The 12,211-nt window shown below is 66.1% G+C and carries 8 protein-coding genes; 5 read left to right on the top strand and 3 right to left on the bottom strand.

All coding sequences use genetic code 11. The annotated features are described in order from the left end of the window. Positions 1–160 precede the first annotated feature (160 nt). On the top strand, positions 161–1,123 hold the full coding sequence (gene trxB / locus AC6A67_RS09435; RefSeq protein ID WP_498036303.1) for a thioredoxin-disulfide reductase: 963 nt from the start codon (positions 161–163) through the stop codon (positions 1,121–1,123). 147 nt (positions 1,124–1,270) lie between these two features. Next, positions 1,271–2,161, top strand: a complete 891-nt coding sequence (locus AC6A67_RS09430; protein ID WP_498036302.1) for a LysR family transcriptional regulator — start codon at positions 1,271–1,273, stop codon at positions 2,159–2,161. A 1,207-nt stretch (positions 2,162–3,368) separates the two neighbouring features. Here AC6A67_RS09430 and AC6A67_RS09425 read toward each other — a convergent pair. Next, a complete protein-coding gene (locus AC6A67_RS09425) occupies positions 3,369–5,054 on the bottom strand; it encodes an AMP-binding protein (protein WP_498036301.1) in 1,686 nt (561 codons plus the stop codon). 399 nt (positions 5,055–5,453) lie between these two features. After that, positions 5,454–6,656, bottom strand: a complete 1,203-nt coding sequence (locus tag AC6A67_RS09420; RefSeq protein ID WP_498036300.1) for a pyridoxal phosphate-dependent aminotransferase — start codon at positions 6,654–6,656, stop codon at positions 5,454–5,456. Between the two features lie 413 nt (positions 6,657–7,069). Between AC6A67_RS09420 and AC6A67_RS09415 the strand changes: the two genes are divergently transcribed. Continuing rightward, positions 7,070–7,321, top strand: a complete 252-nt coding sequence (locus AC6A67_RS09415; RefSeq protein WP_498036299.1) for a hypothetical protein — start codon at positions 7,070–7,072, stop codon at positions 7,319–7,321. A gap of 137 nt (positions 7,322–7,458) precedes the next feature. Here the strand turns inward: AC6A67_RS09415 and AC6A67_RS09410 are convergent, their stop codons facing one another. Further along, a complete protein-coding gene (locus AC6A67_RS09410) occupies positions 7,459–8,169 on the bottom strand; it encodes a class I SAM-dependent methyltransferase (protein ID WP_498036298.1) in 711 nt (236 codons plus the stop codon). Positions 8,170–8,406: 237 nt separating this feature from the next. Here AC6A67_RS09410 and AC6A67_RS09405 point away from each other — a divergent pair, with 237 nt between their 5' ends. Both AC6A67_RS09405 and uvrB read left to right on the top strand, forming a co-directional pair. Further along, on the top strand, positions 8,407–9,027 hold the full coding sequence (locus tag AC6A67_RS09405; protein ID WP_498036297.1) for a hypothetical protein: 621 nt from the start codon (positions 8,407–8,409) through the stop codon (positions 9,025–9,027). Between the two features lie 226 nt (positions 9,028–9,253). Beyond that, a complete protein-coding gene (gene uvrB, locus AC6A67_RS09400; RefSeq protein WP_498036296.1) occupies positions 9,254–12,100 on the top strand; it encodes an excinuclease ABC subunit UvrB in 2,847 nt (948 codons plus the stop codon). Positions 12,101–12,211: the final 111 nt, after the last annotated feature.

Below are 12,211 nucleotides of genomic sequence, written 5' to 3'. Positions count from 1 at the left end.
CAGAACAGGTTAACGTTAGCGCAGGCTTGCTCCATGCGGATGGAGCCCTGCGCTGGGATTGAGATCGAGGCGTTTCGCCGCCGCGTGGTGACAACCGCGCGACGGGGCCGCCGCAGAGGCGCCAGATGCACAGGTGCCCAGGGAAACACCAGGCGTACCCATGGCCAACAAGCACACCCGACTGCTGATCATCGGCTCCGGCCCCGCCGGCTACACCACCGCCATCTACGCGGCCCGCGCCATGATGAAGCCGGTGCTGATCGCTGGCTACCAGCAGGGCGGCCAGCTGACGATCACCACCGATGTCGAGAACTACCCCGGTTTCGCCGAGGCCATTCAGGGCCCGTGGCTGATGGAGCAGATGCGCGCCCAGGCCGAACATGTCGGCGCAGAGCTTGTGTCGGACTATGTCACCAGCGTCGATATCTCGAAGCGGCCGTTCACCGTCACCTGCGATAGCGGCGACGTCTACACCTGCGACGCGCTGGTGATCGCCACCGGCGCCCAGGCGCAGTGGCTGGGCCTGCCGTCCGAACAGGCGTTCCAGGGCTTTGGCGTTTCGGCCTGCGCCACCTGCGACGGCTTCTTCTTCCGCAACAAGAATGTGGTGGTGGTCGGCGGCGGCAACACCGCCGTCGAGGAAGCCCTGTATCTGGCGGGCCTCGCCGCCAAAGTCACGCTGGTGCATCGCCGTGACAGCCTGCGCGCCGAGCGCATCCTGCAGGAGCGGCTGTTCGCCCACCCGAAGATCGAGGTGGTGTGGCACAGCGTCATCGACGAGATCTGCGGCGTGCAGAACCCGCCGGGCGTCACCCACGTCAACCTGCGCAACGTCCAGACCGGCGCGAGCCAGCGCCTCGACGCCGACGGCGTGTTCATCGCCATCGGCCACAAGCCGTCGAGCGAGCTGTTCGCCGACACGCTGAAGATGAAGCCAGGCGGCTATATCTGGACGGCGCCTGACTCCACCGCCACCAGCACGCCTGGCGTTTTCGCCGCCGGCGACGTCACCGATGACGTCTTCCGCCAGGCGGTGACCGCCGCTGGCATGGGCTGCATGGCGGCGCTGGAGGCAGAACGCTGGCTGGCGGCGGAAGAGGCCACGGCGCACGCCGCGGAATGAGTGGCTAGCGCTGCGCGCCGCCATGGCGGGCGCAGCGATGACCAATATGCGTCGTCCGCACGCGGGCGACGACCAAGCTGGGACGCGCAAACCACAAGGCGGGACAAACCGCCGCGCGCCGGCGTCGACAGGGGGAACGGGAAAGCCATGGATTGGGACAAGATCAGAATTTTTTACACCGTCGCGGAAGCTGGCAGCTTCACCCGCGCCGGCGACGACCTAGGGTTGAGCCAGTCGGCGGTCAGCCGCCAGGTCAGCGCGCTTGAGCGCGAACTGAAGGCGCCGTTGTTTCACCGGCACGCCCGCGGCCTCATCCTGACTGAGCAGGGCGAACTGCTGTTCCGCACGGCGCGTGAGATGACCATGCGTCTCGACGCCACCCGCGCCCGTCTCACCGACTCGCGCGAGCGGCCCTCGGGCGAACTCAAGGTCACCACCACGCTGGGCCTCGGCGCCGCGTGGCTGACGCCGCGGCTGGGTGAGTTTCTCGATCTCTACCCCGACGTAAAAATCGAACTGATCCTCACCGACGAAGAGCTCGACCTGTCGATGCGCGAGGCGGACATCGCCCTGCGCCTGCGTCAGCCGGTGCAGGCTGACCTGATCCAGCGCCGGCTGTTCGCCGTGCACTTCCACGTTTACGCCTCACAGGATTACGCCAAGCGGCACGGCCTGCCGGAATCGTTCGAGGACATCGATCGCCACCGGATCCTGTGCTACGGCGGCTCGGTGCCGCCCTTCCTGGTCTCGGCGCACTGGCTGGCCACGGCGGGTCGCGAGCCCAAGGATCCGCGCCCCTATCACATGGTGGTCAACAATATCTCCGCCCTGAAGCGCGCCGTCGACGTCGGCATCGGCATCGCCGTGCTGCCCGACTATCTGGTTGAGCCAACCTCGGGCCTTGTGCAGGTGCTGCCCGCCAATGAGCTGCCGGCGCTCGATTCCTATCTGGTCTATCCCGAAGAGATGAAGGCGGTGGCCCGCGTGCAGGTGTTCCGCGACTTCCTGATTAGCAAGGCCCAGCGCTGGGCCTATTGAGCCGCGATGGTGGTCAGGTCCGCTGGCGGCGCCCTGCCGCCAGCCATGCCCTGAGACCCTGCCCCTGCGGCGGCGCGGCTGCATTTCGCGCAACTGACGCAATGCTCTGGCGGCGGCGCGAATTATCGCTCGCGTCAACCCTGATTGATCAGGCACGCCGCACACGCACGGGGCGGACCCGGGCAGCCGGGGGCTGGCCACACCGGGCGGGGCCCTGGCCGCCGCGCTGTCTGGCCCGGCGGGCCGGCAAATATTTCTCTACCATTGCCCCAGGTGCATCAGATTTCACGTAAGGAAGTCTGCACACACCGTACCTTTGCGGTGTTAAATATCTGATCTGGCAAGAATTCACCGGAACTGGCTCGCGAGTCTGTGATTACATGTCACGCGCGCATGGCAGACATGATGCATCTTACGCTTGATTAAATCGGGCGTCTGGTGACAATGGTAAGTGGATGAAAGCAGTGCTCCGCACCGCCTCCCGGCGTTGAGTGCAGTTTTCACCGTTCCCCTCTGGAAGTGTTCCGTTCATAGCGGAACAACTCAGGGTCGGGTTTCTAAATGGAACCCGACCTTTTTTCTTTCCTGACTGTTGTCCTGCGCACCGATGTCTGGGCGCCGGCGAAGGCGACCGATATCCGCAGCGGCGCCTCTGCGCCATATGCATGGAATAACCGCTGCTGCGCCGCAGCAGCACGTGGTCGCAGCACGGCATGTCGCGCGCAGGCTCGCCACCCCCCCAGCGGATGATTACTTACGCGGCCTCAGGGATCAGGTGACTGCGATGTTTACATGGTCAATGAATACCAGTCACTGGTGACTGGTTTTGCCGTGCGCACCCGACGCCGCGCCCTGGGGCTTGCCTGGTTGGCGACTTGCCGAGCCGACGACTTGCCGAGCTGGCGAACGGGCGAGTTGGCGCCTGCTCGCTGAGACCCAAAACGCGCCGCCAGCATCCCGTGAGGGTCACCCGGCCAGAGGCCTCTCCTTTAGCCGCACTGGAATGGCTGCGCGCAGGCGGGGGCTGGGGGGTAACGAGGGCAATCGTCGCTGGCCGTCGCCTCTCCACTGCCGCTGAAGTCGGGCTTGCCCGGCGGCCTGTCGTCCCGGCGGCCGCATTTGCAAAGCCAACGCCTCAAGGCGAGCAAGCCGCCGTGGGGCGGCCCGCGCCTGATGCTGCTGTCAGCGCTGCCGCCGCCAGGCCGCGTTACTGGCCTTCGCGCAGGGCGCGCCGGAGCACCTTGCCGACATTGGTCTTCGGCAATTCGTCGCGGAACACCACCTGCTTCGGCGACTTGTAGGCGGCCAGCCGTTCGCGGGCGAAGGCGCGCACCGCCTCTTCGGTGAGGCTGTGGTCGGTGCGCACCACATAGGCCACCACCCGCTCGCCGGTCGCCCCGTCTGGCGCGCCGACAACCGCCGCCTCCAGCACGCCAGGATGCGAGGCCAGCACCTCCTCCACCTCGTTGGGATAGACGTTGAAGCCCGACACCAGGATCATGTCCTTGGCCCGGTCAACGATGCGGAACTGGCCGTCGGGCTGCATCACCGCCACGTCGCCGGTGCGGAAATAGCCATCTGGCGTCATCACCTTGGCGGTCTCGTCCGGCCGGTTCCAGTAGCCAGGCATCACCTGCGGGCCCTTGACGCACAATTCGCCTGGTTCGCCCAGGGGCACATCCTGGTTATCGCTGTCGCGGATCGCCACATAGGTCGACGGCATGGGATAACCGATCGTGCCCGAGAATTCCTCCAGATTGGACGGATTGGCCGTCACCACCGGCGAGGTCTCGGACAGCCCATAGCCTTCGAGGATCGGCGAGCCGGTGAGGTCCTTCCACAATTTCGCCACCGGGGCCTGGGTCGCCATGCCGCCCGCCACCGAGAAGGCCAGATGCGAGAAATCCACCTCGCGAATGCCGGGATGATGCGCCAGCGCATTATACAGCGTGTTGACGCCAGACATGCGGGTGAAGCGCACGCCCTTCAGCGTCTTGACGAAGCCATCGATGTCGCGCGGATTGGCGATCAACAGCGAGCAGCCGCCGGATTTCAGCATGAACAGGCAGCAGGCGGTCAGCGCGAAGATGTGATACAGCGGCAGCGCCGTGACCATCACCGGATCAGCTTCTGGCGCCGCGCCGCCGTTGAACCACAGATCCGACTGCTCAACATTGCTGGCGACATTGCCATGGGTCAGCATGGCGCCCTTGGAGACGCCCGTGGTGCCGCCGGTATATTGCAGGAAGGCCAGATCGTCCTTGCTGACGCTCACCGGGGTCGGCGGCTTGCCGCGGCCCTTGCCCAGCGCCTCGGACAGGCGGATGGCGGCCGGGATATTCCACGCCGGCACCGCTTTCTTGATGTAACGCGACACCGCATTGACGATCAGGCCCTTGAAGCCCATCTCGTCGCCGGGGCTGGCGATCAGGATGCGATCAAGCCGCAGGCGCGGCAAGGCCTGCTGCACGGTGACGGCGAAATTCTCCAGCACCACCAGCACGCGGGCGCCTGAATCATTGAGCTGGTGCTCCAGCTCGCGCGGCGTGTACAGCGGATTGACGTTGACCACCGTGCAACCAGCCAGCAGCGCCCCAAACATGGCGACCGGGAAGGCGAGAACATTCGGCATCATGATGGCGACGCGGTCGCCCTTGCCGACGCCGGATTGCTGCAGCCAGCTGGCGAAGGCCTCGGCCTCGCGCCTCAGGTCGCCGAAGCTCATGCGCACGCCGAAGCTCTCATAGGCAGGCTTGTCGGCGAATTTGGCGACGCTGACCCGGAACAGGTCGACCAGCGTGCCGACGCTGGCCTGATCAATATCAGCCGGCACGCCCGCCGGGTAACTCTTCAGCCATGGGCGCTCCTGCGCCGCCGCAACCGTCGCTTGCATCCGTCCCTCCGCCAGTGCGCTTCTGCGCCTTGTCGACCGCCCCCGCGCGCGCCACAGCCGGCGCCAGCGCTTACGCCAGCCCTGTTTGCCTCAGGGTAGCTGCAACGCGCCGGAGGGTCGACACAGACCAAAGACCAAGATTTGCCCGGAAACAGCGGCGCCCATGCGCCAATATGCGGGTCAACTGGCCTGTGTGTCCTCGACGGGGGCGCTGCAGCAGAGGGCGGAGAGGCATGCGAGCGCCGGGACGGGCGCCGAAGCCGCGCGCAACCAGTGCGCCTGCCGCCCGGGCTATCGCGCAATGGTCGACCGGCTGGCGCTGGCGGAGGGCTTGATCGCAATGCAAAAGGCCGCCCACGGGGGGCGGCCTTCAGAAGCATTCAGCGATCGGTCAGGCGATCAGCGCAGCGAGGCGCAGAAGCGCTGGATGCGGGTGCAGGCGTCTTCCAGCACCGCGGTCGAGGTGGCGTAAGAGACGCGGAAGTTCGGGCCAAGGCCGAACGCCGAGCCATGCACCACGGCGACGCCTTCGGATTCCAGCAGCGCCGTGACGAAGTCCTCGTCATTGTTGATCACCTTGCCGTCTGGCGTCTTCAGGCCGATCGCGCCCGCGCAGGACGGATAGACATAGAACGCGCCTTCCGGGGTCGGGCACTGCAGATGCGCCGCCTGGTTGAGCATCGACACCACGAGGTCGCGCCGCTCCTCAAACGCCTTGCGGAACACGCCAAGGTGGTCCTGCGGACCATCCAGCGCCTCCACCGAGGCCCACTGGGCGATGGTGCAGGCGCCCGAGGTCTGCTGACCCTGCAGGGTGTCCATGGCCTTGATCAGATGCTCGGGGCCAGCGGCGTAGCCAATACGCCAGCCGGTCATGGCGTAAGACTTGGAGACGCCGTTCATGGTCAGCGTGCGGTCATACAGCTGCGGCTCGACCTGGGCTGGGGTGACGAATTTGAAATCGCCATAGACCAGGTGCTCATACATGTCGTCGGTCAGCACCCAGACATGCGGATGACGCAGCAGCACGTCGGTGAGCGCCTTCATCTCGTCAAAGCTGTAGGCCGCGCCCGAGGGGTTGGACGGCGAGTTGAGGATCACCCATTTGGTCTTTGGGGTGATCGCAGCCTCAAGCTCGGCGGCCTGCAGCTTGAAATTATTGGCGATGGTGGTCTCGGCGAACACCGGCGTGCCGCCGCACAGGGCGACCATTTCCGGATAGGACACCCAGTAAGGGGCCGGAATCACCACCTCGTCGCCGGCATTGATGGTGGCCATCAGCGCGTTGAACAGGATTTGCTTGCCGCCGGTGCCGACGATGGTCTGCGACGGCTTGTAGTCGAGGTCGTTCTCACGCTTGAACTTGCGGGCGATGGCCTCGCGCAGCGGCTGGATGCCCGACACCGGCGGATAACGGGTTTCGCCACGCTCAATGGCGGCGATGCCAGCCTGCTTGATGTGGTCCGGGGTGTCGAAATCAGGCTCACCAACGGAGAGCGAGATCACGTCGCGACCCTGCGCTTTCAGGTCGCGCGCTTTTTGCGTCACCACGATCGTGGCGGAAGGCTTCATGCGGCCGAGAGCGTCGGAAAGGAAAGCCACGACTGATCTCCTTAAACAGTCAGGGAAAATGCCTCCGCGCGGCGGAGGAAGAGGCGGCTTGGTCTAAGCCCCCCTGCGGCGGGGCGCAAGCCACAGATCGGCGATGCAGGCCTGCAATCACGTCAGGCCGCACATTTTTTTCCCGCGCCCCTGCCGCAGGCGCCCATCAACAATTTTCCGGAACAACTGCGGCCAGAGCGGGTTTACTTTTCAGAAACCATGCTGGCGACCGGCAAATCACCGGGAACGCAGGCAAAGCCCCCGCGACGGGCGGCGATGCGCCAGCGATGAACCGCCTGATGGTTTCAAGCGACACAGATGTGTGCCGGCGCACCATGGATGTTGGTCACATGGGGCAGATTGCCGCCGTGGCCGCCGATGACGCGCACACATGACCAACCGGAGTGAGCGACATGCAGAGCCATGACCCGATCCGCCTGGAAGATTTCAACTCCCGCCGCAACGCGGGTGGGTTTGACATTGGCCGGGTGAGCCGCGCCGAAGCTGGCCGGCAGTTCCGCTTTTCACTGGCGCTGGTGATTACTTTGGCCGTCGGCACCATGGCGGTGGTCAGCACCATGCCCGTGGGCGGTGAGCGCCAGACCGGGCCGCAGATGGCGCACAGCAACAGCGGGCCGGCGATCGTCACCACGGTGGTGCGCTAAGTCACCGTGATGCGCCAAGTCACTGGGGTGCGATAACTCAAGGTCTGCGGCGGCGTGACTGCCGTCGCGCCGTTGCGCCTGATCGACGTGCGATCTGCAGCCGGACAGACGCCTGAGGCGCCCGAACGCTTATTATATCACACCCTGATGTCGCGCTTGCGCACGGCGAACACCGTGGCGCCCGTGACCTTATGCCAGTGATTGGGCCGAATCGACGCCGTGCGCAGCTGATCTTCGGTGAAATATCGGGTCAGATCATTATCCGCAGGCATGTGGAACAACATGCCAAGGGTCTCGCCGATGAAGGCGCGGCCAAAATTGCGGTAATGGCGGAAGGCGCCGAAGCGGGCGGCCTTATCCTCCAGCGTGCCCAGCGCAATATTGTCGCGAAACTCCTCACCCTCGACCGGCACCGAGAACAGCATCACGCCGTCATCGGTCAGCGAGCGGGCCAGCCGCAGCAACACCGCGGAATAGTTGCACTCGATATGCTCGAGCACGTGATTGAGCACGATCACGTCATAGGCGTTCTCGGGCAGGTCAAACACATCCCGGCACAGATCGAATTTCTCCGCCCCCGAGCCCGGATAGTTTTCCGGCGCGATGTCGACGGCGCGATAGGCGCCCTGCGATAGCGCGCGCAGGAAGGCGGCGAGGCCGCGCTCCGGCGCAAAATGCAGCACGCTGGCGCCAGGCTTCGGCTTCAGATCCCCCTGCAGCCGCATGGCGCAGATTCGCGTGCGCTCCAGCGACCCGCAGCTTTCGCAACGCACCTTCGGCCGGCCCGGCATGTCCAGGAAGGACTCGCCGCCGCAAATATTGCAGCGCAGCTGGATCGCTTGTGTCATCGTATGCGCGCCTCGCCGGACAGGAGCGACCGCCATCGGGCCCGCGCCAGATGCATGCCGGTTCACTCATCACAATGAAAACTGGAGCATGGCCCCATCGCCTGGCGAGGAACCGCTCCAGGCCAGCCCATGCTGGCGGCTGTTTGCGGCCACAGGCGTAGCGGAGAGACGCAGGCTGTGGCAAGGGCGGAGGCGCAAGCCGCAGCGCAAGTGGCGCGGAAATGGGAGGACAGGCGCATGGTTGAGGCGAACAGCGAGACGTCAGCGCCCGAACTGGGGCGAGAAGCCCTCACCGCCTTCGTCACCGCCAGCGACGCGCCCGAAGCGCGGCGCGCCGCCATCATCGCCGCTTTGCGCCATCTGACCCCCGCCGCTGACAACGACGCCCCCGGCGTCTATGGCGCCCTGCACGCGCTGGCCCCCATGCTCGACGCCCTGCGCAGCCAGCAGGATATGGCGACCGCCATCGCCAGCCGGGCAGAGCGGTTTCGCGCCGTCGGCGACAGACTGCTGGCGGCGCATGGCGGCCCGCTCGCCCCGTGGCCGCTGGTGCGCATCGACATGGATCCGGCCGGGGCCGGCATTCGGGGCGGCGTGCCCCGCCTGCTGCTGCGCCCGCAAAAGGCCTATGGCGTCATCCGCATTGATGCGGTGACCACCCTGTGCAACGTCCCGGCGGCAGTGTGGTCGCACAGCATTGGCGAGGATGCGCTGATGGAGGTCGAGTTCGCCGTCTGGCGGGCCAGGGCCACGGCGCAAGGTCCCGATGTGCAGCAGGACAAGGACGCGGTGACCCGGCGCATCGCCTGGCTGTGCCGCGTCGCCGTCGTCACCCGCCGCCTGCTCGACGCGGCGTGAGGTTGTCGAGACTGGCCCGGCGCCCAGCGCCGCGCGCCAGGCGGCGCAACGTCCTCGCCCTGCCCTGCGTCGCCCTCCCCTGCCTCGCCCTGCCCGCTGCTCGCCCCCATCCTGACTTCTTCCGCAAGGCCTGATCGGCCCACTGCCCCGTCCCCTGGCGTGACAGGTTGGTGATCAGCGATGTTCCGGGTTTGTCTCAGAGACCAATAGCCCCCATATTAGCGCCATGCCGAAAAAGCCCCAGACGCCGGACACCCCTTCTGACGCAGCTGACGCGTCTGCGCGCAAGCGGCCCGCCAGGGCCACAGCGGCGAAGACGCCGCGGTCGCGCGCCGCGCGTCCCGAGCTGGTTCCGCTTGATGAGCATCTCGCCGCACTGCTCAATCCGGCGCTCAACAAGGGACGCGCCGGGCCTGGCACGGCCGCCAGTGATCAGGCCGATCTGAAGGCCCGTCGCGCCGCCGCGCGCAAGGCCAAAACGGCGACGCAGGATGCGGCCCAGGATGGCTTCGGCGAGACGCCGCAGGCGCGCTATGACGCGACCAACGCCACCCCGGCTGATGGCGCTGCAGCGGCGACAGATTCTGGCGCCAAGCGCGCCCGCAAATGGGGCGAGGCCGACGGCGCGCTGAGCCGTGATGACATTCTCAACGCCGCGCCGCGTCGGGTGCGCGAAGGCAATGTCGCCATTTCGCCCGATGACCCTGATCCGTCGCTGACGCCAGGCGCCCAGGCGACGCGCACCGCGCTGGAGAGCCTCTTGGCCAGCGGCGATCCGCGGCTGGACGCCAAGCCGTGGACGCCGCACCGGCCGCCGCGCCCGGAGAAGTCGGAAGGCGGCATGGCGTTCCGGCTGGTATCCGAGTTCGAGCCTGCCGGCGACCAGCCCCAGGCCATCAAGGAGCTGGTGGCGGGCGTCGAACAGCATGAGCGCGACCAGGTGCTGCTCGGCGTCACCGGCTCGGGCAAAACCTTCACCATGGCCCAGGTGATCCAGAAGACGCAGCGGCCAGCGCTCATCCTCGCCCACAACAAGACGCTGGCGGCGCAGCTCTATGGCGAGTTCAAATCATTCTTCCCCGATAACGCCGTCGAATACTTCGTCTCTTATTACGATTATTACCAGCCTGAAGCCTACGTGCCGCGCTCGGACACCTATATCGAAAAAGAGAGCACGGTGAACGAACAGATCGACCGGATGCGCCACGCGGCCACCCGCGCCCTGCTGGAGCGCGACGACGTCATTATCGTCGCCTCGGTGTCGTGCATCTATGGTATCGGCTCGGTCGAAACCTACACCGCCATGACCTTCTCGCTAAAGGTTGGCGAACGCATCGAGCAGCGGCAGTTACTGGCGGATCTGGTGGCGCTGCAATACAAGCGCATCCAGGCGGATTTCGGTCGTGGCACCTTCCGGGTGCGCGGCGACGTCATCGAACTGTTCCCGGCCCATATGGAAGATCGCGCCTGGCGCATCAGCCTGTTTGGCGACGAGATCGACAGCATCGCCGAATTCGATCCGCTGACCGGCCACAAGACGGCGGATCTGTCCTTCGTCAAGGTTTACGCCAATTCGCACTATGTCACGCCCAAGCCAACCCTGGGGCAGGCGATCAAGAGCATCAAGGCCGAGCTGAAGCAGCGGCTCGACCAGCTCAACCGGTCCGGGCGCTATCTGGAGGCGCAGCGGCTGGAGCAGCGCACGGTTTTCGATATGGAGATGATGGAGGCGACCGGGGCCTGCGCGGGCATTGAGAATTATTCGCGCTACCTCACCGGTCGCAAGCCGGGCGAGCCGCCGCCGACCCTGTTCGAATATCTCGCCGACAATGCGCTGGTGTTTGTCGACGAGAGCCATGTCACCGTGCCGCAGATCGGCGCGATGTATCGCGGCGACTTCCGGCGCAAGGCGACGCTGGCCGAATATGGCTTCCGCCTGCCATCCTGCCTCGACAACCGGCCGCTGCGCTTTGAGGAATGGGAGGCGATGCGGCCGCAGACGGTGCACGTCTCGGCCACGCCTAGCGCGTGGGAAATGGAGCAGACCGGCGGCGTCTTCGTCGAACAGGTTATCCGCCCCACCGGTCTGGTCGATCCGCCGGTGGAAATCCGCCCGGCCCGCAGCCAGGTCGATGACGTGCTCGGCGAAATCCGCGCCACGGCCGCCCAGGGCTATCGCACGCTGCTCACCGTGCTGACCAAGCGCATGGCCGAGGACCTCACCGAATATCTGCACGAGAACGGCGTGCGGGTGCGCTACATGCACTCGGACATCGACACGCTGGAGCGGATCGAGATCATCCGCGACCTGCGCCTCGGCGCCTTCGACGTGCTGGTCGGCATCAATCTGTTGCGTGAAGGACTCGACATCCCCGAGTGCGGCCTCGTCGCCATTCTCGACGCCGACAAGGAAGGCTTCCTGCGCTCGGAGACTTCGCTGATCCAGACCATTGGCCGCGCCGCCCGTAATGTCGATGGCCGGGTGATCCTTTACGCAGACCAGATGACCGGCTCGATGGAGCGGGCGCTGGACGAGACCCGCCGTCGCCGTGAAAAGCAGATGGCGTGGAACGCGGCCAATGGCATCACGCCGCAGAGCGTGCGCAAGAATATCGCCGACATTCTCGACAGCGTATATGAGCGCGATCGCGTCACCGTCGACGCTGGCCTGAGCGGCGAAGCGGCGCCAGTCGGCCACAACATGCAGGCGGTGATCGCCGATCTCGAAAAGCGCATGCGCACGGCCGCCGCCGATCTCGACTTCGAGACCGCCGCCCGGCTGCGCGACGAGATCAAGCGCCTGCAGGCGACGGAACTGGCCATCGCCGACGATCCGCTCGCCCGCCAGGCCGATGTGGAGCGCAGCGCCGGCGGCTATGCCGGCGAACGCCGCTATGGCCGCGCCGCCAACGAGCCGCCCAGGCCCGCGCCAAAATCCCGGGCGCGCAAGCCGACGCTGGACGAGATGGGCCCGCACAATCGCGAGCTGCCGCTCGGCGCCGACGATTTCACCGCCCCGCCCCGCCCCGTCCTGCCGGCACAGACAAAGCCGGCGCGTGGGCGCAAGCGGTAGGCTGACCATGAAGCCAGCCGCAGCTTTTGCGCCGCGACTGCGCTGTCCGGGACTGGCCGAACGCTATCGGGAGGCAGGCTCCCACGCAACGCCATGCATGGCGCGGTATTG

The sequence above is a fragment of the Camelimonas sp. FR25 genome (genome assembly GCF_059740505.1).
The sequence above is the reverse complement of the archived record's forward strand: the minus strand, read 5'-3'. Positions and strand labels throughout refer to the sequence as shown.

Bases quoted from the DNA above. Each gene is read 5' to 3' on its own strand.
- trxB (WP_498036303.1), top strand. From the start codon at position 161: ATGGCCAACAAGCACACCCGACTGCTGATCATCGGCTCCGGCCCCGCC.
- AC6A67_RS09430 (WP_498036302.1), top strand. From the start codon at position 1,271: ATGGATTGGGACAAGATCAGAATTTTTTACACCGTCGCGGAAGCTGGC.
- AC6A67_RS09425 (WP_498036301.1), bottom strand. From the start codon at position 5,054: ATGCAAGCGACGGTTGCGGCGGCGCAGGAGCGCCCATGGCTGAAGAGT.
- AC6A67_RS09415 (WP_498036299.1), top strand. From the start codon at position 7,070: ATGCAGAGCCATGACCCGATCCGCCTGGAAGATTTCAACTCCCGCCGC.
- AC6A67_RS09410 (WP_498036298.1), bottom strand. From the start codon at position 8,169: ATGACACAAGCGATCCAGCTGCGCTGCAATATTTGCGGCGGCGAGTCC.
- AC6A67_RS09405 (WP_498036297.1), top strand. From the start codon at position 8,407: ATGGTTGAGGCGAACAGCGAGACGTCAGCGCCCGAACTGGGGCGAGAA.
- uvrB (WP_498036296.1), top strand. From the start codon at position 9,254: ATGCCGAAAAAGCCCCAGACGCCGGACACCCCTTCTGACGCAGCTGAC.